Raw genomic sequence first — 23,826 nt, forward strand, 5'->3', positions numbered from 1 at the left:
CAACGGAACATGGAAGAGGACGACATCGTCGCCGGATGGGCCGAGCGTGTGCGCGCCGCCAGCGCCGACGGCCGGCCGCTGCGGATTCGCGGCGGCGGCACCAAGGACTGGTACGGTCAGGCGCTCGAGGGCGAAATACTCGACACGCGCGCGTTTCAGGGCATCGTGTCGTACGACCCGGCCGAACTCGTCGTCACGGTCCGCGCGGGCACGCCGCTCGCGCAGCTTGAAACCGTCCTCGCCGAGTGCGGCCAGATGCTGCCGTTCGAGCCGCCGCACTTCGGCCGTTCGGCCACCATCGGCGGCTGCGTCGCGGCCGGCCTCGCGGGCCCGCGCCGCGCCACCTGCGGCGCACCGCGCGATTTCGTGCTCGGCACCACGCTGATGAACGGCCGCGGCGAAAGGCTGCGCTTCGGCGGGCAAGTCGTGAAGAACGTCGCCGGCTACGACGTGTCGCGGCTGATGGCCGGCGCGCTCGGCACGCTCGGGCTGATGCTCGACCTGTCGATCAAGGTGCTGCCGATGCCCGTCGCCGAAGTCACGCTGAAGTTCGAGATGACCGCGACCGACGCGGTGCGCAAGCTCAACGAATGGGGCGGCCATCCGCTGCCGGTCAGCGCGAGCGCGTGGCGCAACGGCACGCTCGTGCTGCGCCTGTCGGGCGCGGAAGCCGCCGTGAAATCCGCGAAAACGCTGCTCGGCGGCGAAGTCGTCGACGCGGTCGAGGCCGAGCGCTTCTGGTCCGGCGTGCGCGAGCATACCGATCCGTTCTTCAACGGCATCCCGCCCGGCTACGCGCTGTGGCGCCTGTCGCTGCCGTCGATCACCGAACCGATGCACCTGCCCGGCACCCAGTTGATGGAATGGGGCGGCGCGCAGCGCTGGTGGATCACCGACGCCGACGCGCAAACCGTGCGCATGAGCGCGAAGCAGGCCGGCGGCCATGCGACGCTGTTCCGCGCGGGCGACACCTACGACCGCAGCGCGGGCGTGTTCACGCCGCTGCCCGCGCCGATGATGAAGATCCACCGCGGGCTGAAGAGCGCGTTCGATCCCGCGCGCATCTTCAATCGCGGCCGGCTTTACCCCGACCTCTGAGGGATCGATGCAAACGAACCTCGCCGATTTCATTCGCAACACGCCCGACGGCGACGAGGCCGACGCGATCCTGCGCAAGTGCGTGCACTGCGGGTTCTGCACCGCGACCTGCCCGACCTATCAACTGCTCGGCGACGAACTCGACGGCCCGCGCGGACGCATCTACCTGATCAAGCAGATGGTCGAAGGCGCCCCCGTCACGCGCAGCACGCAACAGCATCTCGACCGCTGCCTCACCTGCCGCAGTTGCGAGACGACCTGCCCGTCCGGCGTCCAGTACGGCCGGCTCGTCGAGATCGGCCGCAAGCACGTGGAGGCGCAGGTAGAGCGCCCCGTCCAGCAGCGGCTCATGCGCCGCGTACTCGCGAGCGTCGTGCCGAACGCCGCGCTGTTCTCGCCGGTGATGCGGCTCGGCCAGCACGTGCGGCCGCTGCTGCCGAAGCGGCTGCGCGACAAGGTGCCGCCGCGCACGCGGCTGCTCGAATGGCCGCACCGCACGCATACGCGCAAGATGCTGATGCTCGGCGGCTGCGTGCAGCCGTCGATGCTGCCGAACATCAACATCGCGACCGCGCGCGTGCTCGACGCGCTCGGCATCGAGACGGTCGTCTCGCCCGATGCGGGCTGCTGCGGCGCGATCCGCCTGCACCTGAACTATCACGACGAAGCGCTCGACGACGCGCGCCGCAACATCGACGCGTGGTGGCCCCACGTCGAACAGGGCGCCGAGGCGATCGTGATGAACGCGTCGGGCTGCGGCGTGACGGTGCTCGAATACGCGCACCTGCTGCGCGACGATCCGGCCTACGCGGAGAAGGCGCAGCGCATCGTGTCGCTGACCCGCGACATCTCCGACGTGCTGCTCGCGTTCGAGGCCGAACTCGCGACGATCGCGCGGCGCCGCGCGATCCATACGGTCGCGTACCACCCGCCGTGCACGCTGCAGCACGGCCAGCAGTCGCGCGGCAAGGTCGAGCGCCTGCTCGAAACGCTCGGCATCGATGTGCGGCTGCCGGCCGACAGCCACCTGTGCTGCGGCTCGGCCGGCACCTACTCGCTGACGCAGCCGTCGCTGTCGTACCGGTTGCGCAAGCAGAAGCTGCTGAAGCTGCAGGCGCTCGAACCGCAGATGATCGTGTCCGGCAACATCGGCTGCATCGCGCACCTGCAAAGCGGCACGCAGATTCCGGTCACCCACTGGATCCAGCTCGTCGAGCATTTGCTGTACGGTTAGGGCCTGTTCACGCTAATAACGGGCTTGCGCTGGCCCCCAGAAGGGCCGAGCGCAAGGATTGCAACGAAGCGAATACTCGACGCATTCGCGAGGCGCATGGCGCGGTAAGGCCTGTTCACACGTAACGGGCCGGCGCACGGCGTCCGTATAATGAGCGGATCGATGCGCCTCGTATCGCGGCGCATCGGCTTCATGCCCGTTTCTGCCCGTTTCCGTGCTGCCTCCGTGCCTGCTTCCGTGCCCGTCATGTCCGATCTCGCCGCCCGTCTCGACTCCGTTCACCGCCGCATCGCCAACGCCGCCCGCGCGGCCGGCCGCGATCCCGCCACCGTATCGCTGCTCGCCGTGTCGAAGACGTTTCCGGCCGACGACGTGCGCGCCGCGCATGCGGCCGGGCAGCGCGCCTTCGGCGAGAACTACGTGCAGGAGTCGATCGACAAGATCGACGCGCTCGCCGACCTGCGCGCGCGCCTCGAATGGCATTTCATCGGGCCGCTGCAATCGAACAAGACGCGCCCCGTCGCCGAGCGCTTCGACTGGGTCCATTCGGTCGACCGGCTGAAGATCGCGCAGCGCCTGTCGGAACAGCGCCCCGCGCACCTGCCGCCGCTCAACGTGTGCGTGCAGGTGAACATCAGCGGCGAGGCGTCGAAGAGCGGCGTCGCGCCGGCCGACGTGGCCGAGGTCGCGCGGGCGGTCGCCGCGCTGCCGTCGCTGCGGCTGCGCGGCCTGATGGCGATTCCCGAACCGGTCGGCGACACCGACGCGCAACGCGCGCCGCATCGCGCGCTGCGCGCGTTGTTCGACACGTTGCGCGCCGACGGCCTGCCGCTCGACACGCTGTCGATGGGCATGTCCGCCGATCTCGACGCGGCCGTGCTCGAAGGCGCGACGATCGTGCGCGTCGGCACCGCGATCTTCGGCGCGCGCGATTACGCGCGTTGAACGCCGCGCCCTTTCCGCCTTTCCGTTCACTCACTCGCTCATTCCCGACATCATGAAAATCGCATTCATCGGCGGCGGCAACATGGCCGCGGCCCTGATCGGCGGCCTGATCAAGCGCGGCGTCGCCGCGGACGGCCTGTATGCCATCGACATCAACGAAGACGTCCGCGCGCGCGCCGCGCAGCAATTCGGCGTGCGCACCGGCGCGGCCGTCGACGCCACGCTCGCCGACTACGACGCGATCGTGCTCGCGGTGAAGCCGCAGGTGCTGAACGACGTCGCGCAGGCGCTCGCGCCGCACCTGAAGTCGCAGCTCGTGATCAGCATCGCGGCCGGCATCCGCGGCACCGACCTCGCCCGCTGGCTCGGCGGCTATGCGCGCGTCGTGCGCACGATGCCGAACACGCCCGCGCTGGTCGGCATGGGCGTGACCGGCCTGGCCGCGCTGCCGGGCGTCGACGCGGCAGGCCGCGAACTCGCGTCGAGCGTGCTCGGCGCGGTCGGCGAGATCGTGTGGTTCGACGACGAAGCGCAGCTCGACGCGGTCACGGCGATTTCGGGCAGCGGCCCCGCGTACGTGTTCTATTTCATCGAAGCGCTGCAGGAAGCCGCACGCCGTCTCGGCATGAACGACGAGCAGGGCCGCGCGCTCGCGGTCGCGACGTTCACGGGCGCCGCGCAACTCGCCGCGCAATCGGGCGAACCAGCGAGCGTGCTGCGCGAACGCGTGACGTCGAAGGGCGGCACGACGGCCGCCGCGCTCGCGGCGTTCGACGCGCAGGGCGTGAAGGAAGCGATCGTGCGCGGCGCGCTCGCGGCCGAAGCGCGCGCGAAGGAAATGGGCGACGAGCTCGGCCGCGCGTAAGCGCGACGGCGGCGCCGGCTTGGCCGGCGCCGGACGTAAAAAAAGCGACCGTCAGGTCGCTTTTTCGTTGGCGCCGCGCGCACGAACGCGCGGTATGCCGGTGTGTCGTTCAACTGCCGGCCAGCAGGTAATGCGCGGCGATGCCCGCGAACAGCACGCCGCCGAGCCAGTTGTTGTGGCGGAACGCCGCGAAGCACGGCATCCGTTCGCGATCCTTGATCAGCGTGTAGTGATACAGCGCGCAGCCGACCGCCGCCGCCCAGCCGGCCCAGTACGCGAGGCCGAAGCCGAGCGTCACGCCGATCCACACGTAGATGCCGAGCGTCACCGCGTAGCACGCCATCACGGCCGCGACGTCGAAACGGCCGAACGTCAGCGCGGACGTGCGGATGCCGATCTTGATGTCGTCGTCGCGATCGACCATCGCATATTCGGTGTCGTACGCGACCGACCAGAAGATGTTCGCGACCAGCATCACCCACGCCAGCACCGGCACCGTGTCCTGCACGGCCGCGAACGCCATCGGGATGCCGAAGCCGAACGCGATGCCGAGATACGCCTGCGGAATCGCGAAGAAGCGCTTCATGAACGGGTAGGAGCCGGCGACGAACAGCGCGACGACCGACAGCTCTTTCGTCAGCGTATTGAGCGGCAGGATCAGCAGGAACGCGATGAACGACAGCCCGACCGCGATCGCGACGGCTTCCCATGCCCGGATCTTGCCCGACGTCAGCGGCCGGTCGGCCGTGCGCTTCACGTGGCGGTCGAAATCGCGGTCGGCATAGTCGTTCATCGCGCAGCCGGCCGAGCGCATCAGCAGCGTGCCGAGCGTGAAGATCACGAGCAGCGGCCAGCGCGGATGGCCGTCCGACGCGATCCACAGCGCGTTGAGCGTCGGCCACAGCAGCAGCAGGCTGCCGATCGGCTTGTCCATCCGGACGAGCCGCAGATACAGGGGAAAGCGGGCAAGCATGGCGAAGCACCGGGAAGAGAATCCCGGCATTTTAGAGCCGAGCGGTGCTTCGCGTCATGTCGGCGCGACCCGCGGCCGACGGTCGCGGCGGGCTGGCCGGCCGCCGCAGCCCGCTGCGCGCGGCCACGCCGCGGCGGGAATCAATCCGGGGACAGATTCAAAGCCAACCCACATTGGGCCATGCCTGACGCCCAGCCCACGCCGGCCTTACGCGAGCAGCGACCGCAGCATCCATGCGGTCTTTTCATGCGTCTGCAGGCGCTGCGTGAGCAGGTCGGCGGTCGGCTCGTCGCTCGCCGCGTCGGCGATCGGGAAGATGTCGCGCGCGGTGCGCACGACCGTCTCGTGCCCTTCGACGAGCTGGCGGATCATCTCCTCGGCGGCCGGCACGCCCTTCGCTTCCGGCACCGACGACAGTTTCGCGAATTCGCCGAACGTGCCGGGTGCGACGACGCCCAGCGTGCGAATGCGCTCGGCGACGGAATCGACCGCGAGCCACAGTTCGTTGTACTGCTCCTCGAACATCAGGTGCAGCGTGTTGAACATCGGTCCGGTCACGTTCCAGTGGAAATTGTGGGTCTTCAGGTACAGCGAAAACGTATCGGCAAGCAGGCGCGACAGGCCGTCCGCGATGTTCTTGCGGTCCTTGTCGCTGATACCGATGTTGATCTGCGTGGCGTTGCCTTTCTTGGCCATCTTCGGGACTCCTCATTCGAAAAAATGTTGAACCGGCGAAAATGCGTCGAGCAATCCGCATGCCGCGTCGCGGCATCCGTTCGCGACTCGCCAGTCTAGCGTCGCGAATTCATCGTCGCCCTCGACCGCCCTCAACCGCCGGCGATCGACATCACCGGTGCGAGCGCGTGCAGCGCCTGCGAGACCAGCTCCGCCGCCCCGCCGACGACGATCGCGAAGCCGACGACGTAGCGCGCCAGCTCGCCCGGCGATCGCAGAATGGGCGATGCGACGGCACGCATGTTGAGCATCATTTGCGTCATGATCGTCACTCCTTTGACAAGACATCGTTCAGAGAAGAAACGGCCGGTCGTTGGACCGGCCGCTTCACGTTACTGCATGACTGCATCACCGCGTCAGGATGCGGCCAGGCTCATGCGAGGTCGAAGCGGTCGAGGTTCATCACCTTGTTCCAGGCCGCGACGAAATCGCGCGCGAACTTCTCCTTCGCATCCGCGCTGCCGTACACCTCGGCCAGCGCACGCAGTTGCGCATGCGAGCCGAAGATCAGGTCGACACGCGTGCCCGTCCACTTGACCGCGCCCGTCGCGCGATCGCGCCCTTCGAACACGTCGTTCGCGGCCGACGCCGGCTTCCATTCCGTGCCCATGTCGAGCAGGTTCACGAAGAAGTCGTTCGTCAGCGTTTCCGGACGATCGGTGAACACGCCGTGCTTCGCATCGCCGGCATTCGCACCGAGCACGCGCAGGCCGCCGACGAGCACCGTCATTTCCGGTGCGCTCAGCGTCAGCAGCTGGGCCTTGTCGACCAGCAGCGCCTCGGCCGGCGTCTTGTACGCGCTCTTCAGGTAGTTGCGGAAACCGTCGGCGAGCGGCTCGAGCACGGCCATCGCGTCGACGTCGGTTTCTTCCTGCGACGCATCCATCCGGCCCGGTGCGAACGGCACCGTGATCGCGATGCCCGCGTGCTTCGCCGCCTGCTCGACGCCGGCCGCACCGGCCAGCACGATCAGGTCGGCCAGCGACACCTTCTTGCCGCCCGTCTGCGCGTCGTTGAACGCCTTCTGCACGCCTTCGAGCGTTTCGAGCACCGTCGCGAGTTCGGCCGGGCGGTTCACTTCCCAGTCCTTCTGCGGCGCGAGGCGGATGCGCGCACCGTTCGCGCCGCCGCGCTTGTCCGAGCCGCGGAACGTCGCCGCCGACGCCCAAGCGGTCGACACGAGCTGCGACACCGACAGGCCCGTTGCCAGCACCTTCGCCTTCAGCGCGGCGACGTCGGCGTCGTCGATCAGCGGGTGATCGACGGCCGGGATCGGGTCCTGCCACAGCAGGTGTTCCGCCGGAACGTCCGGGCCGAGATAGCGGGCACGCGGACCCATGTCGCGGTGCGTGAGCTTGAACCAGGCGCGTGCGAACGCGTCGGCGAATTCGGCCGGATTCTCGTAGAAGCGGCGCGAGATCTTTTCATAGGCCGGGTCGAAACGCAGCGACAGGTCGGTCGTCAGCATCGTCGGACGATGCTTCTTCGACGCGTCGTACGCATCGGGGATCACCTCGCCGGCATCCTTCGCGACCCACTGGTGCGCGCCGGCCGGGCTCTTCGTAAGCTCCCACTCGTAGCTGAACAGGTGCTTGAAGAAGTCGTTGCTCCACTGCGTCGGCGTCGACGTCCACGTGACTTCGAGGCCGCTCGTGATCGTGTCCTTGCCCTTGCCCGTGCCGAACGTGCTCTTCCAGCCGAGGCCCTGCTGCTCGAGGCCCGCGGCTTCCGGCTCGGGACCGACGTTCGAGGCCGGGCCGGCGCCGTGCGTCTTGCCGAACGTGTGGCCGGCCGCGATCAGCGCGACCGTTTCCTCGTCGTTCATCGCCATCCGCGCGAACGTCTCGCGGATGTCGTGCGCGGCGGCGACCGGGTCGGGGTTACCGTCCGGGCCTTCCGGGTTCACGTAGATCAGGCCCATCTGCACCGCGGCGAGCGGGCTTTCGAGCTCGCGCTTGCCCGTGTAGCGGCTGTTCGGGCCGCCGCTCAGTTCCAGCCAGATCTTTTCCGAGCCCCAGTAGACGTCGTCCGGTTCCCACGTATCGACGCGGCCGCCGGCATAGCCGAAGGTCTTGAAGCCCATCGATTCGAGCGCGACGTTGCCGGTCAGGATCAGCAGGTCGGCCCACGAGATGTTGCGGCCGTATTTCTGCTTGATCGGCCACAGCAGGCGGCGCGCCTTGTCGAGGCTCACGTTGTCCGGCCAGCTGTTGAGCGGCGCGAAGCGCTGCTGCCCGCCGCCCGCGCCGCCGCGGCCGTCGGCCGTTCGGTACGTGCCGGCGCTATGCCATGCCATGCGGATGAACAGGCCGCCGTAGTGGCCGAAGTCGGCCGGCCACCAGTCCTGCGACGTCGTCATCAGCGCGTGCAGGTCCTGCTTCACCGCGGCGAGATCCAGCTTCTTGAACGCGTCGGCGTAGTCGAAATCCTTGTCCATCGGATCGGACAGCGCCGAATGCCGATGCAGGACGTTGAGGTTCAGCTGATTCGGCCACCAGTCCTTGTTCGTCGTGCCGCTGCCTGCGGTGTGGTTGAACGGGCACTTCGTTTCGTTCGACATGCTTTTCTCCTTGACTTGCTCGTAGGCCCCCACGTGCCGGGCGCGGTTCGTGGAGCATTGCGGGGGGTAAGAAACGGAACAGGCGGGTCCTCCTGTCGTACTACGGGACGTCGTGCGCGGCCTTCGGCACGTGTTCCCGTTGCCACGCGCCGCAGGCGGCGCGCTCGGGGAAGCGGCTGCCGGCAGTCGTCGTGCCGGCGAGGCGGACGGCTTTTCGGGTATCGGACATGCAATGCTCCCTCATGGCTCGACGGCAGGTGAATCGGGGGAACACAGGACCGGCGTGCGGCGGCACTCATCCGCCATACACACGGTCCGCCAGGTACGCGAACGCAATCGGGCGCAGGCCGCGAACCGCCGCCCTGGCGCGATGTACGACCGTGTCGCGCGACGGGATGTTCCGCTGCGCGTGCTGCAATACCGACCGCATCATGACATCCTCCCTTGACGCTTGCATTCAATGTGCATCCCGCACACCGGCTCCACGCCGATCCATGTAGAGGATTCTATCTACATCTATCAATTATTTGAATTTGATAAATTTCATCTATGCGATAGGGAAAAATAAACGGGGTCGCACGACCCCGTTCATCACGCTGCCACACCCGCATGCGCGGGCGCGTCAGTTCATCGTGGCCGGCATGTCGAGCTTCGCGACGCCCGGCAGCGCGCACGCGGCAATCGCGTCGCTGATTGCGTCGATCGCGGGCATCCGCGTGAAGCTCTTGCGCCACACGAGCACCACGCGGCGGTCGGGCACCGGTTCGTTGAACGGCACGTACGACAACAGCTCGGCATCGGGGCCGTTCGCGCGCGGGCCGACCTCGGCGACCGACATCCGCGGCAGCACGGTGATGCCGACGCCGCTCGCGACCATGTGGCGAATCGTCTCGAGCGACGAGCCCTCGAAGGTCTTCTGGATGCCGTCGGCCGTCTGCGAGAAGCGCATCAGTTCCGGACACACGCCGAGCACGTGATCGCGGAAGCAGTGGCCGTTGCCGAGCAGCAGCATGGTTTCCTGCTTCAGGTCCTCGGCGTCGATTTCGTCGCGCTTCTCCCACGGATGGCCGGCCGGCAGCGCGACGACGAACGGCTCGTCGTACAGCGGCCGCACCATCAGGCCGGTTTCGGGGAACGGCAGCGCCATGATCGCGGCGTCGATCTCGCCCTGCTTCAGCAGTTCGAGCAGCTTCAGCGTGTAGTTCTCCTGCAGCATCAGCGGCATCTGCGGGACACGCTGGATCATCTGCTTGACGAGCGTCGGCAGCAGGTACGGCCCGATCGTGTAGATCACGCCGAGGCGGAACGGGCCGACGAGCGGGTCCTTGCCCTGCTTCGCGATCTCCTTGATCGCGAAGGTCTGCTCCAGCACGCGCTGCGCCTGGGTGACGATCTGGTCGCCGATCGGCGTCACGCTCACTTCGCTCGCGCCGCGCTCGAAAATCTGCACGTTGAGCTCGTCTTCGAGCTTCTTGATCGCCACCGACAGCGTCGGCTGGCTCACGAAGCACGCTTCGGCCGCGCGGCCGAAATGCCGCTCGCGCGCGACCGCGACGATGTACTTCAATTCAGTCAGGGTCATTGTGGGTCAATCAGAGATATACAGGCGATAGGTTTAATTTATACACCCTCTGGCACCGGTTCGCCAAGTTTCTCTGCATCGCGATGCGTCGAGTGGCGGCTTTCGATCCGGCCCCAAGCCGGTCGATCAGGCCTTCAGGTACTGCTCGCGCGCGCCGAGCCAGCGCGCGAGGTGCTGCGTGACGACCTCCGGATACGCGGCAATCAGCCGCGCCGCGGCCTCGCGGGCCGGATCGATCAGCCAGCCGTCGGTCTCGAGGTTCGCAAAGCGCAGCATCGCCGCGCCCGACTGGCGCGCGCCGAGGAATTCGCCGGGGCCGCGGATTTCGAGGTCGCGCCGCGCGATCTCGAAACCGTCGGTCGTCTCGCGCATCGTCTTCAGCCGCTCGCGGCCGGTAAGCGACAGCGGGCCCGTGTACAGCAGCACGCACACGGACGCCGCGGTGCCGCGCCCGACGCGGCCGCGCAACTGGTGCAGTTGCGCGAGGCCGAAGCGCTCCGCGTGTTCGATCACCATCAGCGACGCGTTCGGCACGTCGACGCCGACCTCGATCACGGTCGTCGCGACCAGCAACTGCACTTCGTTGCGCGTGAATGCTTCCATCACGGCCGCCTTGTCGGCCGGCGACAGGCGGCCGTGCACGAGGCCGACCTTCAGTTCGGGGAGCGCCGCGGCCAGCGTCTCGTAGGTTTCGACGGCCGTCTGCAGCTGCAGCGTCTCGCTCTCCTCGATCAGCGGGCACACCCAGTACACCTGGCGCCCGGTCAGCGCGGCCTCGCGCACGCGGGCGATCACCTCCTCGCGCCGCGCGTCGCCGACGAGGCGCGTCAGCACGGGCGTGCGGCCGGGCGGCAGCTCGTCGATCGTCGACACCTCGAGATCCGCGTAGTACGTCATCGCGAGCGTGCGCGGGATCGGCGTGGCCGACATCATCAGCTGGTGCGGCTGAAAGTCGCGCGCGCCGTTGGCGGCATTCGCGGCCTTCGCGCGCAGCGCAAGACGCTGCTCGACGCCGAAGCGGTGCTGCTCGTCGACGATCACGAGGCCGAGCCGCGCGAATTCGACCGTGTCCTGGATGATCGCGTGCGTGCCGATCACGAGCTGCGCGGTGCCGAGCGCGGCCGCCTCGATCGCCGCGCGTTTCTCCTTCGCCTTCAGGCTGCCCGCGAGCCACGCGACCGTGACGCCGAGCGGCTCGAGCCATGCGCGCAGCTTGCGCGCGTGCTGTTCCGCGAGGATTTCGGTCGGCGCCATCAGCGCAGCCTGGTAGCCGGCGTCGATCGCCTGCGTGGCGGCCAGCGCCGCGACGACCGTCTTGCCGCTGCCGACGTCGCCCTGCAGCAGCCGCTGCATCGGGTGCGCGAGCGTGAGATCGTGCGCGATCTCGTCGACGACGCGCGCCTGCGCGCCGGTCAACGCGAACGGCAGCGCCGCATAGAAACGCGTCGTCAGCGCATCGGTGTCGCTCGCGGTGCGGCGCGGCATCGCGGGCGCGGCGCGCGTGCGGCGCTCCTCGTGCGCACGCTTGAGCGACAGCTGCTGCGCGAGCAGCTCCTCGAACTTGATGCGCGTCCACGCCGGGTGCGAGCCGTCCATCAGCGCGGCTTCGTCGGAATCGACGCGCGGGTGGTGCAGGATGCGCACCGCCTGCTCGAGCGTCGGCACGTCGAGCGGCTTCAGGTAATCGCGCTGGATCTCGGGCGGCAGTAGTTCGGGCAGCGGCGTGCGCTCGACCGCGTTCTCGATCGCCTTGCGCAGATACGCCTGCGACACGCCGGCCGTGCTCGGATAGACGGGCGTGAGCACCTGCGGCAGCGGCGCATCGGCTTCGACGACGCGCACGGCCGGATGCACCATCTCCATCCCGAAGAAGCCGCCGCGCACGTCGCCGCGCACGCGCAGCCGCTGGCCAACGGCCATCTGCTTGACCTGCGACCCGTAGAAATTCAGGAACCGCAGCACGAGCTGCTCGCCGTCGTCGTCCTGGATCTTCACGACGAGCTGGCGGCGCGGCCGGTACGCGACCTCGTTGTCGAACACGACGCCTTCGGTCTGCGCGATGCCGCCGGGCAGCAACTCGCCGATCGGCGTGAGCGTGGTTTCGTCCTCGTAGCGCATCGGCAGATGCAGCACGAGATCGATCGAGCGCGTGAGGCCGAGCTTCGCGAGCTTGTCGGCGGTTTTCACCGGCTTGTCGGCGGCCGGCTTCTTCTTGCGTTTCGTGCCGGATGCGCCGGGCGCGTCCGCTTCGTCGCCGCCCGCGCCCGGTTCGACGTCGGGCGCGGCGGCCGCGGGCTGCGCGAGCCGGCCGTCGGCGCCGCGCTTCGGGCCGGCGCGGCGCGCGCCGGAGCCCGATGCGGACGGCGCGAACGAGGCAGCATCGTCCGCGTCGAACGGATCGGCGGAATCGGCAACGGCAGCGGGGGAACGGCGTGGTGACACAGGCATCGGATCGTCTGGGTGCTTCGCAAGGCAAGTACAATAGCGGCTTTCACGTCGTCCGAACGAACGACGCCGGCCAGGCCGCGCATCCCGTCATCATAGCGGCTCGCGCGCCCCGATTACGCGTTTCCGCCCTGCCGGCGACGCCCGCCGGCCGTTTCGAACCAGCCCGCATGTTCACGCTTTCCGATTTCGATTTCAATCTGCCGCCCGAGCTGATTGCACAAACCGCGCTGCCCGATCGCACCGCGAGCCGCCTGCTCGAGGTCGACGGCAGCGTCGCGCCCGCGCGCCTCGTCGACCGCCGCTTCGCCGAGCTGCCGTCGTGCATCGCGCCCGGCGACCTGCTCGTGTTCAACGATACCAAGGTGCTGAAGGCGCGTTTCTTCGGCCAGAAGGCCAGCGGCGGCAAGATCGAGGTGCTGATCGAGCGCGTGACGGGCACGCACACGGCGCTCGCGCAGATCCGCGCGAGCAAGTCGCCGGGCGCCGGCACGACGCTGCGCCTGGCCGACGCGTTCGACGTGACGGTCGGCGAGCGCGTCGAGCCGTTCTTCACGCTGCACTTCCCCGCGCCGTGCCTCGAGCTGATCGAACAGTACGGCCGCCTGCCGCTGCCGCCGTATATCGAGCACGATCCCGACGCGACCGACGAAACCCGCTACCAGACCGTCTACGCGAGCAATCCGGGCGCGGTCGCGGCGCCGACGGCCGGGCTGCACTTCGACCAGCCGCTGCTCGACAGGCTCGACGCGATGGGCGTCGAGCGCGCGACGCTGACGCTGCACGTCGGCGCCGGCACGTTCCAGCCGGTGCGCGTCGACAACATCGCCGAGCACAAGATGCACAGCGAGTGGTACGACCTGCCGCAGTCGCTCGTCGACCGGATCGCCGCGACCCGCGCGCGCGGCGGCAACGTGATCGCGGTCGGCACGACGTCGATGCGCGCGCTCGAGGCTGCCGCGCGCTCGGCCGATGAAGCGGGCCGCCCGCTCGCGGCGGCGCAGGCCGAGACCGACATCTTCATCACGCCCGGCTACCGTTTCCGCGTGGTCGACCGGCTCGTCACGAACTTCCACCTGCCGAAATCGACGCTGCTGATGCTCGTGTCCGCGTTCGCGGGCGTCGAGACGATCCGCGCCGCTTACCGGCATGCGATCGACGAACGCTACCGCTTCTTCAGCTACGGCGACGCGATGCTGCTCACGCGGCGCGACACGCCGGAGGCGCCGCGCGCGTAAGCGCGGCAGGTGCGACGGCCCGCGCCCCAGCACCGCGCGGCCGCCGTTGCACCGAAGCGCCCCGTTTTCCCGTGTGCGCGCTACGCTCGTGCGCACCCGCTTTTCCCCGCCGCCGGATTCCCGGCGGCGTTTCCAACATGCGCCGGACTGTTCTCCGGTAGCAAGGAGAATGACGCGATGACCGAAGGTTCATCCCACGATACGCACGCTCCCGTGCAGGACCGCCCCGCCAACGGGCTCGAATTCGAACTGCTGACGACCGACGGCCACGCGCGCCGCGGCCGCGTGAAGCTCAACCACGGCACGGTCGAAACGCCGATCTTCATGCCGGTCGGCACGTACGGCACCGTGAAGGCGATCCAGCCGCGCGAGCTGCACGAGATCAAGGCCCAGATCATCCTCGGCAACACGTTCCACCTGTGGCTGCGCCCGGGCCTCGACACGATCGACGCGCACGGCGGCCTGCACGGCTTCATGGGCTGGAACAAGCCGATCCTGACCGACTCGGGCGGCTTCCAGGTGTTCTCGCTTGGCGACCTGCGCAAGATCACCGAGGACGGCGTCACGTTCGCGTCGCCGATCAACGGCGACAAGCTGTTCCTGTCGCCGGAAGTGTCGATGCAGATCCAGAAGGTGCTGAACTCCGACGTCGTGATGCAGTTCGACGAGTGCACGCCGTACGCGACCAACGGCGTGCCGACGACGCACCAGGAAGCGGCCGACTCGATGCGCATGTCGCTGCGCTGGGCGAAGCGCTCGCTCGACGAATTCGACCGGCTCGGCAATCCGAACGCGCTGTTCGGGATCGTCCAGGGCGGGATGTTCGAGGACCTGCGCGACGAATCGCTCGCGGGCCTCGCGGAACTCGGCTTCCACGGCCTCGCGATCGGCGGGCTGTCGGTGGGCGAGCCGAAGGAAGACATGATGCGCGTGCTGCGGCACGTCGGCCCGAAGCTGCCGGCCAACAAGCCGCACTACCTGATGGGCGTCGGCACGCCGGAGGATCTGGTCGAGGGCGTCGCGAACGGCATCGACATGTTCGACTGCGTGATGCCGACCCGCAACGCGCGCAACGGCTGGCTGTTCACGCGCTTCGGCGACGTGAAGATCCGCAACGCGACGCACAAGAATTCGCTGAAGCCGCTCGATGCGACCTGCACCTGCTACACGTGCCAGAACTTCTCGCGCGGCTACCTGCATCACCTGCACCGCGTCGGCGAAATCCTCGGCGCGCAGCTCAACACGATCCACAACCTGCACTACTACCTGCAGCTGATGAGCGAGATCCGCGACGCGATCGAAACGCATACGTTCGACGCATTCCGGCAGCGCTTCGCGGAGGATCGCGCCAGAGGGGTCGACTGACGGGCCGGCGGGCGGCCCGCCCCATAGGACACGACCTAAAAGAAATCGATATCCGATGGGACACGCACCAAAAAAACCGATCCAACCGCCGGATCGGGCCATCAAACATTACAATTGCCTTTCCAAACAAGCCGCAACGGTATCGGTTCGCGCTTTAACAGCTTGATCCGAAAGCGCATTTGCCGCGCCGTTTGCGCATGGGGCCGGTGGTAGAATAACCGGCTTATTTTTCGATCTTCCCCTACGGAGAGACCAACGTGCCGTTCATTTCCAATGCCTTCGCGCAAGGTGCCGGTGGCGCCGAATCGAGCCTGATGAGCTTCCTGCCGCTCATCCTGATGTTCGCGGTGCTGTACTTCATCATGATCCGTCCGCAGATGAAGCGCCAGAAGGAACACCGCAACATGCTCGCGGCCATGGCGAAGGGCGACGAAGTCGTCACGAGCGGCGGCCTCGTCGGCAAGGTGACGAAGGTCACCGAAGGCTACATCGGCGTCGAAATCGCCGAAGGCACCGAAATCACCGTGCAGAAGGCTGCCGTCACGACCATTCTGCCGAAGGGCACGATCAAGTCGCTGTAAGGCTTATACCGAGCGTCCGGCTCCCCGCGCCGTGCCCGCCTGAGAGAGCGGGCCGCCGCGGCGCCGGACGCGACGCTTTCACGCCAACCACCCGTTCGGCCCCCTCATGAATCGTTATCCACTCTGGAAATATGTCGTGATGGTCGTGGCGCTCGCCATCGGCCTTCTGTACACATTGCCCAACTTCTTCGGCGAAGCGCCGGCGGTGCAGGTGTCGAGCGGCAAGGCCACGGTCAAGCTCGACTCGACCACGCTGACCCAGGTCGAATCCGCGCTCGCGTCCGCGCAGATCACGCCGGACGACGTCACCTTCGAGAACACGGCGACCAGCGCGAACATCCGCGTGCGCCTGAAGGACACCGATACGCAGCTGCGCGTCAAGGACCTGCTGCAGAAGTCGCTGAACACCGATCCGAACGATCCGCAGTACGTCGTCGCCCTGAACCTGCAAAGCGCGTCGCCGCGCTGGCTGACCGCGCTGCACGCGCTGCCGATGTATCTCGGCCTCGACCTGCGCGGCGGTGTGCACTTCCTGCTCCAGGTCGACATGACGGGCGCGCTCACGAAGAAGCTCGACTCCGACGCGTCCGACGCGCGCACGCTGCTGCGCGACAAGAACATCCGCGACGGCGGCGTGAGCCGCGTCGACCAGTCCGTGGTCGTCAACTTCAGCGATGCGCAGACGGCGGAAGACGCCCGCAAGGTGCTCGCCGCGTCGGTCACCGAATTGCAATGGGCGACCCAGCCCGGCGGCGGCGGCACGCAAGTCGTCGGCACCTTCACGCCGGCCGTGCAGAAGTCCGTCGAGGACGCCGCGCTCAAGCAGAACCTGACGACGCTCCACAACCGCGTGAACGAACTCGGCGTGTCCGAGCCGATCCTGCAGCAGCAGGGCAGCGACCGCATCGTCGTCGAACTGCCGGGCGTGCAGGACACCGCGAAGGCGAAGGACATCATCGGCCGCACCGCGACGCTCGAGGCGCGCCTCGCCGACCCGATCAACACGCACCCGAACCCGAACGACCCGGTACCGCCGGGCGAGGAGCTGTTCACGCAGGGCAATCAGGCGCCCGTGCTGCTGAAGAAGGACGTGATCTTCACCGGCGACCGCATCATCGATGCGTCGGCCGGCTTCGACGAACACCAGCGTCCGTCGGTCAACATCCGCCTCGACTCGGCGGGCGGCCGCTCGGTGCGCACGGTGTCGCGCGAGAACATCGGCAAGCCGATGGCGATGGTGCTGTTCGAGAAGGGCAAGGGCGAAGTGCTGACGGTCGCGACGATCCAGTCCGAACTCGGCGACCGCTTCCAGATCACGGGCCAGCCGACGCCGCAGGCCGCGGCCGACCTCGCGCTGCTGCTGCGCGCCGGTTCGCTGGCCGCTCCGATGGACATCATCGAGGAACGCACGATCGGCCCGAGCCTCGGCGCGGACAACATCAAGATGGGCGTCCACTCGGTGATCTGGGGCTTCTGCGCGATCGCCGTGTTCATGATCGCGTACTACATGCTGTTCGGCGTGATCTCGGTGATCGGCCTGTCGGTGAACCTGCTGCTGCTCGTCGCCGTGCTGTCGTTGATGCAGGCGACGCTGACGCTGCCGGGTATCGCGGCAATCGCGCTCGCGCTCGGCATGGCGATCGACTCGAACGTGCTGATCAACGAGCGCGTGCGTGAAGAACTGCGCGCCGGCCAGCCGCCGCAGCTCGCGATCCAGGCCGGCTACGCGCATGCGTGGGCGACGATTCTCGACTCGAACGTCACGACGCTGATCGCCGGCCTCGCGCTGCTCGCGTTCGGCTCGGGCCCGGTTCGCGCGTTCGCGATCGTGCACTGCCTCGGCATCCTGACGTCGATGTTCTCCGCGGTGTTCTTCTCGCGCGGGATCGTCAACCTCTGGTACGGCGGCCGCAAGAAGCTGAAGTCGCTCGCGATCGGCCAGGTGTGGAAGCCGGAAGGCGCCGCTGCCGCCGCGTCGTTCACCGACGCGGACGAATCGACCGACACCGCGCGCGCCGCGAAGCTCGCCGCCCCGGCGAAGGGCAACGCGCCGCGCGCCGGCAAGCCGCAGCTGCGCAACCGCGCGCAGCAAGGCGTGTCGCCGAAGAAACCGGGCTCGACCCAATAAGGCCCCGGAGACGAAGCCATGGAATTTTTCCGCATCCGTAAAGACATTCCGTTCATGCGGCACGCGCTGGTGTTCAACGTGATCTCGCTGGTCACGTTCCTCGCCGCCGTGTTCTTCCTGTTCCACCGCGGGCTGCACCTGTCCGTCGAATTCACCGGCGGTACGGTGATCGAGGTGCAGTACCAGCAGGCCGCGCAGCTCGAGCCCGTGCGCGCGACGCTCGGCAAGCTCGGCTACGCCGACGCGCAGGTGCAGAACTTCGGCACGTCGCGCAACGTGCTGATCCGCCTGCAGCTGAAGGAAGGCCTCACGTCCGCGCAGCAGAGCGACCAGGTGATGGGCGCGCTGAAGGCGCAGAGCCCGGACGTCACGCTGCAGCGCGTCGAGTTCGTCGGCCCGCAGGTCGGTCGCGAGCTCGCGACCGACGGCCTGCTCGCGCTCGCGTGCGTCGTGATCGGCATCGTGATCTACCTGTCGATCCGCTTCGAATGGAAGTACGCGGTCGCCGGCATCATCGCGAACCTGCACGACGTCGTGATCATTCTCGGCTTCTTCGCGTATTTCCAGTGGGAGTTCTCGCTGGCGGTGCTCGCGGCGATCCTCGCGGTGCTCGGCTACTCGGTCAACGAGTCGGTCGTCATCTTCGACCGGATCCGCGAGACGTTCCGCCGCGAACGCAAGATGAGCGTGCAGGAAGTGATCAACCACGCGATCACGACCACGATGTCGCGCACGATCATCACGCACACGTCGACGGAAATGATGGTGCTGTCGATGTTCTTCTTCGGCGGCCCGACGCTGCACTACTTCGCGCTCGCGCTGACGGTCGGCATCATGTTCGGCATCTACTCGTCGGTGTTCGTCGCGGGCTCGCTCGCGATGTGGCTCGGCATCAAGCGCGAAGACCTGATCAAGGACAAGAAGACCGCGCACGATCCGGACGATCCGAACGCCGGCGCGCAGGTTTAAGCGCCACGCCGTTTCGGCATCGAAGCAAAGCCGGCCCGTTTGGGCCGGTTTTTTTTTGCGCTGGCCGCCGTCGTGCGGCACGCAAACGGCTCGACCGGCGCCGTCGCGGGGGTCGGCTACAATCGTCACCGCCCTGCTCCGTCGCTTGCCGGCCGCACCCCGGCACCGGGCAAGCCCCTCGCCACCCGTCCGAACGTGCGGTCCCGATGATGCCTCCCATGCGTGTCGTTCGTCGCCTCGCCGTCTGCGCAGCCGCCGCGGCCGCGTTCCCGTATGCGCCGCTCGTCGGTGCGCAAACGGCATCCGCGCCGCCCGCCGCTTCGCTGCCAGCCGCTTCACCCGCCGTCGCTTCGCCTGCCGCCGCCCAACCGCCGTCGCCCTGCCCGCCCGACTGGGAGCCGCAGCTCTGCGAACTGAAAGCGGCCGTCGAAGTGCTGAAGCGGCAACACCTGACCGACGTCGACATCGGCGCGCTGCTCGACGCCGCGACCCACGAAGGCATCAAGACGCTGCCGTACGCACGCTTCTTCAACGCGAAGGAAGAGCAGGAACGACGTAACGACGAGCAGCGCGCGCGTGACGGCACGCCGGGCATCGGGATCGTGTTCGAGACACGGCCCGACGGGCTGCACATCATCGACGTGATTCCCGACGCGCCGGCCGAAAAGGCCGGCGTGCGGCCCGACGATCTCGTCGTCGCGATGAACGACAGGAGCGTCGTCGGCATCGACGGCGGCGAGCTGATGAAACTCGCGAAGGGCGACGCGGGCGTGCCGCTGAAGCTCACGGTACAGCGCGGCCCGAAGCATGCGGTGCTGAGCTTCGCGCCCGTGCGCGCGATCGTCAAGCCGCATCCGGCGACCGCGAAGCGGCTCGACGGCGACATCCTGTACACGCGGCTGTCGAGCTTTCCGGAGCCGGCGGTCGGCGACTATATCGACGCGGTGCAGGCCGCACGCCGTGCGGGCCCGCCGGTGAAACAGATGATCCTCGACCTGCGCATCAACGGCGGCGGCGCGCTCAATGCGGCGATCGGCATCACCGCGCTGTTCGCGGGACGCGACCGCACCGCGATGGTGACGGTCGAGCGCGGCGACACGAACCGCCGCCGCTACACGACCAACTGGCCCGACTACGAATTGCCCGTCATGCACGGGCAGGATCCGCTCGCGCCGCTGCAGGCCGACGACTGGTGGCGCACCGTGCCGCTCGTCGTGCTCGTCGACGGACAGAGCGCGTCGGCCGCCGAAGCGACCGCGGCGGCGCTGAAGGATCTCGGCCGCGCGACACTGCTCGGCATGCCGACTTACGGGAAAGGGCTCGCGCAGACGGGCGTCGACCTGATCGACGGCACGCGCCTGAATTTCACGTTCGCGCGCAACCTGCGGCCGAACGGCTGCCCGATGGACGGCTACGGCGTCGTGCCGGACTGGCTCGTGCCGCCGCGCCGCGATTCGGACGTCGACGGCGTGCTGCTGTGGTACCGGGAAGTCGATCTCGCCCGCGCGCCGCATGCGGACCGGCAGGCGCCCGACCCGTTCGCGCAGGTGCGCAAGGCGCGGCAAAAGCTGCGCGAGGATCGCGTGCGCGCGAAAGTCGATACGGCAAGGAGCGCGGCGCTGCCGCAGCGCGCATTCGGCACGGCCGCCGACTGGCAGCTTCGGCAGGCGCTCGCCGCGCTCGCGGGGCGCCCGGTCCGGACCGTCGCCGCGCCGCCGCAACTGATGCCGGCGCAGCCGGTATGCGAGCGCGGCGGCGACTGACGCGCCGCCCGCCCCTTATCAGCGAAACCCGAACCGCCGCCGCAGCACGACCAGCGCCGCGAGGCTCAGCACGGCCGCGAACATCAGGTAGAAGCTCGGCGCGGTCTTCATCCCGGTCGCGCGGATCAGCCACGCGATGATGAACGGCCCGAAGCCGCCGAAGATCGTCACCGCGACGTTGTACGCGAGCGACATCCCGGTCGTGCGCGTCTGCACCGGAAACACCTCGGACAACAGCCCCGGCAGCGCCGCGAAGTAGCCGGTCATCAGGAACGCGAGCAGCACCTGCAGCGCGATCAGCGTGCCGAAGCCCGGATGCGCGACGAGGTACGCAAACGCCGGATAGATCAGCACGAGGATGCCGACGGCCGGCGCGATCATCACGCGCACGCGGCCGTAGCGATCCGACCAGTGGCCGACGAGCGGCGCGAACGCCATCTGGATCACGCCGACCACGAGAATCGCGGCAAATGCGGCGGACGGCGCGAGGCCGAGCTGCTTCACGCCGTAGGTCGGCATGAACAGCACGAGATAGGTGGCGACGGTGCCGAGCACGACCACGCCCATGGCCGCGACGAGGCGCGCCTTGTGCGACGCGAACGTATCGCGCAGCGGGTTCGCGGTGCCTTCGGCCGCGAGGAATTCGGGTGTCTCGTCGACCTTGGTGCGGATGTAGTACGCGACCGGCCCGATCAGCAGCCCGAAGAAGAACGGCACGCGCCAGCCCCACGACGCCATCTGCGCGGCCGACAGCTGCGCGTTCAGCACGGTGCCGAAGCCCGCGGCGAGCAGCGTCGTGAGCCCCTGGCTCGCGACCTGCCAGCTCGCGAAGAAACCGCGCCGGCCCGGTACGTGCTCGGCGAGGAACGCTGTCGCGCTGCCGAATTCGCCGCCGGCCGAGAAGCCCTGCATCAGCCGCGCGGCGACGAGAATCACCGGCGCAGCGACGCCGATCGTCTCGTAGGTCGGCAGCACCGCGATGATCAGCGTGCCGGCCATCATCAGCAGGATCGACAGCGTGAGCGCGGCCTTGCGGCCCGCGCGGTCGGCATACGCGCCGAGCACGATCGCGCCGAGCGGCCGCATGAAGAACGACACGCCGAACGTGCCGAGCGTGAGCAGCAGCGACACGGTGTCGTTGCCGGCCGGGAAGAACAGCTTCGAGATCGTCACCGCGAAAAAGCCGTAGACGACGAGATCGAACCACTCGAGCGCATTGCCGATCGACGCGGCGACCACCGCGCGCCACACGCGCGGCGACGAGGCAATGGAGCTGGACTGCGTGACGGCATGCATCGGCGATCTCCTTGTCGTTGTACGTTCTGTTCGAGGCGGCCGCCGTCGCGCGGTCGGCCTGCCCGGCGCCGCATGGCCGCATGCCGCGCTCGGGCGATTATAGGCGCGCAAAAAAAACCGCCGCGCCCCGGGAACGGGAGCGCGGCGGTTTGCTCGCGGGGGCCGGCGCGATGCCGGCCTCGCGGGGGAGTCTTACTGCTGCTTGACCGCTTCGGCCGTGATCAGCAGCTTCGTCTTCATCTTGAAGCCGTACTGCTTGCCGTAGTCGAGGCCGAAATCGTCGCGGCTGAATTCGCCGACCGCATCGACGCCGCACACTTCACGCTTGAGCATCGGGTGCGGCATGCACTTGAACGAATCGATCTTCAGCGTGAGCGGCTTCGTGACGCCATGCAGCGTCAAGTTGCCGACCACCGACACCGGCTTGTCGCCGTCGAACTTGATCGTGCCCTTGTAGTTCGCCTGCGGGAACTTCGCCGCGTCGAAGAATTCGGCCGTCTGCAGGTGCTCGTCGAGCTTCGCGCTGCCCGTGTGGATCGACGCGATGTCGGTCGTCACGTCGACCGTGCCGGTCTTCGCCGCGCGGTCGAGCGTCACGGTGCCGCTCGACTTGTCGAACTTGCCGCGCCAGACCGACAGGCCGCCGAAGTGGTCGGCCTCGAAGCTCGGGTACGTGTGGCTCGGGTCGAACTGGTAGGTCGCGCTTTCGGCGAAGGCCGAGAACGACAGCGAAGCGGCCAGCGCTCCGGCGGCGATGATCAGATGCTTTTTCAAACTCTTTCTCCTTGGAACAGCGCCGCGCCCTCGCGCGGCAATCGGGTGAAGCGACAACCCGCCGCTTACTTCGTGGCGACGAGATGGAACTTGATCTGTACTTCGTCCGCGACGATCGACGTGTCCTTCCACTCGCCGGTGCCGACGTTGAAGGCCGAACGCTTGATCGGCAGCACGCCGTCGAACGTCTGCGTCGCGCCGTTTTGCGCGACCGTGACAGGCACCGTGACGGTCTCGGCCTTGCCCTTGATCGTCAGCTTGCCGGTCACGTTGTACTTGTTGCCGCCGGCCGGCGCGATCGCCGACGACACGAAGGTCGCCTGCGGATAGGTCTTCGCGTCGAACCAGTCCTTGCCGGCGACCTGGTCGTTGTACATCTTGTCGCCGAGGTCGAAGCTCGCGACGTCGATCGTCATTTGCGCGCTGCCCTGCGCGGCTTTCGCCGGGTCGAACTTCACCTGCGCGGAAAACTTCTTGAACGCGCCTTCGGTCGGCACGTTCATCTGCTTCGACACGGCGGACACCTTGCTCTTCGCGAGATCGACGTCGGCATGCGCCGCGCCCGACGCGACAAGCGCCGCCGCGGCGAACGCGGTCAGCATGGAGCGGGAGAAAGACACTTTCATGGGATCCTTCATTTGGCAAAGGGAAGCATGCGCGACAGGAGGCCGTCGCGGTCCAACAACTGGTGCTTGAGCGCCGCGAGCACGTGCATCGCGACGAGCGCAAGCAGAACGTAATTCAAAGACACGTGCAGCGTCTTGAAGGTTTCCTTGAGCGCCGGATCGGGGTCGATCAGGCGCGGCAGCGGCACGATGCCGAGATAGACGACCGGGATGTTCGACGCCGAGCTGTACAGGTAGCCCGTCACCGGGATCACGATCATCAGCACGTACAGCAGCACGTGCACGCCGTGCGACGCCGCGCGCTGCCACGCCGGCGTGCCGCCCGGCAGCGGCGGCGGCACGTGGGTCGCACGCCACAGCACGCGCACGACGGCCAGCGCGAACACCGTCACGCCGATCCACTTGTGCCACGAGAAGTACTTCAGCTTGGTCGGCGTGAAGCCGGGGATGTCGGTCATCACCCAGCCGAGCGCGAAGCCACAGACGATCAGCAGCGCGATCAGCCAGTGCAGTGCGATCGCGGTGTGCGCGTAGCGTGCCGGCGCGGCCGGCGGCGATTTCGATGCCATCTTGGGTTCCTCAGTTCAGCGAACGGCTGCGCCGGTAAATTCGTCCGACGCATGTCAAGGGCGCCATGCTACCGCAACCT

General features: G+C 67.9%; 21 protein-coding genes. 10 read left to right on the forward strand and 11 right to left on the reverse strand.

Features of this window, described 5'->3' with window-relative positions:
* Positions 1 to 9: 9 nt before the first annotated feature.
* From glcE to proC, 4 genes are all read left to right on the forward strand, one after another.
* The gene (gene glcE / locus HWX03_RS13145; protein WP_175871515.1) at positions 10 to 1,098 is read left to right on the forward strand and encodes a glycolate oxidase subunit GlcE; all 1,089 of its coding nucleotides are present in this window, start codon (positions 10 to 12) and stop codon (positions 1,096 to 1,098) included.
* Positions 1,099 to 1,105: 7 nt separating this feature from the next.
* Complete coding sequence (gene glcF / locus HWX03_RS13150; protein ID WP_174388775.1) at positions 1,106 to 2,332, forward strand: glycolate oxidase subunit GlcF; 1,227 nt, start codon at positions 1,106 to 1,108, stop codon at positions 2,330 to 2,332.
* A gap of 246 nt (positions 2,333 to 2,578) precedes the next feature.
* Positions 2,579 to 3,277, forward strand: coding sequence for a YggS family pyridoxal phosphate-dependent enzyme (locus tag HWX03_RS13155; protein WP_175871516.1), 699 nt, complete (start codon positions 2,579 to 2,581; stop codon positions 3,275 to 3,277).
* 52 nt (positions 3,278 to 3,329) lie between these two features.
* Positions 3,330 to 4,142 (forward strand): pyrroline-5-carboxylate reductase, encoded by an 813-nt coding sequence (proC, locus tag HWX03_RS13160; RefSeq protein ID WP_175820528.1) that lies wholly within the window; start codon positions 3,330 to 3,332, stop codon positions 4,140 to 4,142.
* 109 nt (positions 4,143 to 4,251) lie between these two features.
* On the opposite strand, the gene ubiA is transcribed toward proC, so the two are convergent.
* From ubiA to recG, 7 genes are all read right to left on the reverse strand, one after another.
* Positions 4,252 to 5,115, reverse strand: a complete 864-nt coding sequence (ubiA, locus tag HWX03_RS13165) for a 4-hydroxybenzoate octaprenyltransferase (RefSeq protein ID WP_105133637.1) — start codon at positions 5,113 to 5,115, stop codon at positions 4,252 to 4,254.
* A gap of 207 nt (positions 5,116 to 5,322) precedes the next feature.
* A complete protein-coding gene (gene dpsA / locus HWX03_RS13170) occupies positions 5,323 to 5,811 on the reverse strand; it encodes a non-specific DNA-binding protein DpsA (RefSeq protein WP_174388771.1) in 489 nt (162 codons plus the stop codon).
* Between the two features lie 131 nt (positions 5,812 to 5,942).
* Complete coding sequence (locus tag HWX03_RS13175) at positions 5,943 to 6,113, reverse strand: hypothetical protein (protein ID WP_208456803.1); 171 nt, start codon at positions 6,111 to 6,113, stop codon at positions 5,943 to 5,945.
* 110 nt (positions 6,114 to 6,223) lie between these two features.
* Positions 6,224 to 8,410, reverse strand: a complete 2,187-nt coding sequence (gene katG, locus HWX03_RS13180) for a catalase/peroxidase HPI (protein WP_175871517.1) — start codon at positions 8,408 to 8,410, stop codon at positions 6,224 to 6,226.
* Positions 8,411 to 8,510: 100 nt separating this feature from the next.
* Entirely contained in the window at positions 8,511 to 8,639 is a 129-nt protein-coding gene (locus HWX03_RS37220) for a hypothetical protein (RefSeq protein WP_279612227.1), read from the reverse strand.
* Between the two features lie 393 nt (positions 8,640 to 9,032).
* Positions 9,033 to 9,992, reverse strand: a complete 960-nt coding sequence (locus HWX03_RS13185) for a LysR substrate-binding domain-containing protein (RefSeq protein ID WP_175820532.1) — start codon at positions 9,990 to 9,992, stop codon at positions 9,033 to 9,035.
* 126 nt (positions 9,993 to 10,118) lie between these two features.
* Entirely contained in the window at positions 10,119 to 12,440 is a 2,322-nt protein-coding gene (gene recG, locus HWX03_RS13190) for an ATP-dependent DNA helicase RecG (RefSeq protein ID WP_175871518.1), read from the reverse strand.
* Positions 12,441 to 12,607: 167 nt separating this feature from the next.
* Between recG and queA the strand changes: the two genes are divergently transcribed.
* From queA to HWX03_RS13220, 6 genes are all read left to right on the forward strand, one after another.
* On the forward strand, positions 12,608 to 13,675 hold the full coding sequence (gene queA / locus HWX03_RS13195) for a tRNA preQ1(34) S-adenosylmethionine ribosyltransferase-isomerase QueA (protein WP_175871519.1): 1,068 nt from the start codon (positions 12,608 to 12,610) through the stop codon (positions 13,673 to 13,675).
* A 177-nt stretch (positions 13,676 to 13,852) separates the two neighbouring features.
* Positions 13,853 to 15,040, forward strand: a complete 1,188-nt coding sequence (gene tgt, locus HWX03_RS13200) for a tRNA guanosine(34) transglycosylase Tgt (RefSeq protein ID WP_175871520.1) — start codon at positions 13,853 to 13,855, stop codon at positions 15,038 to 15,040.
* Positions 15,041 to 15,297: 257 nt separating this feature from the next.
* Positions 15,298 to 15,621: a preprotein translocase subunit YajC gene (gene yajC, locus HWX03_RS13205; protein ID WP_006476868.1), complete on the forward strand. Its 324-nt coding sequence runs from the start codon at positions 15,298 to 15,300 to the stop codon at positions 15,619 to 15,621.
* 106 nt (positions 15,622 to 15,727) lie between these two features.
* On the forward strand, positions 15,728 to 17,749 hold the full coding sequence (gene secD / locus HWX03_RS13210) for a protein translocase subunit SecD (RefSeq protein ID WP_175820536.1): 2,022 nt from the start codon (positions 15,728 to 15,730) through the stop codon (positions 17,747 to 17,749).
* 18 nt (positions 17,750 to 17,767) lie between these two features.
* Positions 17,768 to 18,718, forward strand: coding sequence for a protein translocase subunit SecF (gene secF, locus HWX03_RS13215; protein ID WP_174433005.1), 951 nt, complete (start codon positions 17,768 to 17,770; stop codon positions 18,716 to 18,718).
* A 218-nt stretch (positions 18,719 to 18,936) separates the two neighbouring features.
* Positions 18,937 to 20,481: a S41 family peptidase gene (locus HWX03_RS13220; RefSeq protein ID WP_175871521.1), complete on the forward strand. Its 1,545-nt coding sequence runs from the start codon at positions 18,937 to 18,939 to the stop codon at positions 20,479 to 20,481.
* Between the two features lie 18 nt (positions 20,482 to 20,499).
* Here HWX03_RS13220 and HWX03_RS13225 read toward each other — a convergent pair whose 3' ends face one another.
* From HWX03_RS13225 to HWX03_RS13240, 4 genes are all read right to left on the reverse strand, one after another.
* The gene (locus HWX03_RS13225) at positions 20,500 to 21,777 is read right to left on the reverse strand and encodes an MFS transporter (protein WP_175871522.1); all 1,278 of its coding nucleotides are present in this window, start codon (positions 21,775 to 21,777) and stop codon (positions 20,500 to 20,502) included.
* Positions 21,778 to 21,969: 192 nt separating this feature from the next.
* A complete protein-coding gene (locus tag HWX03_RS13230) occupies positions 21,970 to 22,551 on the reverse strand; it encodes a YceI family protein (protein WP_006476873.1) in 582 nt (193 codons plus the stop codon).
* 65 nt (positions 22,552 to 22,616) lie between these two features.
* On the reverse strand, positions 22,617 to 23,177 hold the full coding sequence (locus HWX03_RS13235; protein ID WP_006482463.1) for a YceI family protein: 561 nt from the start codon (positions 23,175 to 23,177) through the stop codon (positions 22,617 to 22,619).
* A gap of 8 nt (positions 23,178 to 23,185) precedes the next feature.
* Complete coding sequence (locus tag HWX03_RS13240; protein ID WP_174388762.1) at positions 23,186 to 23,746, reverse strand: cytochrome b; 561 nt, start codon at positions 23,744 to 23,746, stop codon at positions 23,186 to 23,188.
* Between the last annotated feature and the right edge of the window lie 80 nt (positions 23,747 to 23,826).

The organism is Burkholderia sp. BCC0397, assembly GCF_902832865.1.
Taxonomy (GTDB): domain Bacteria; phylum Pseudomonadota; class Gammaproteobacteria; order Burkholderiales; family Burkholderiaceae; genus Burkholderia.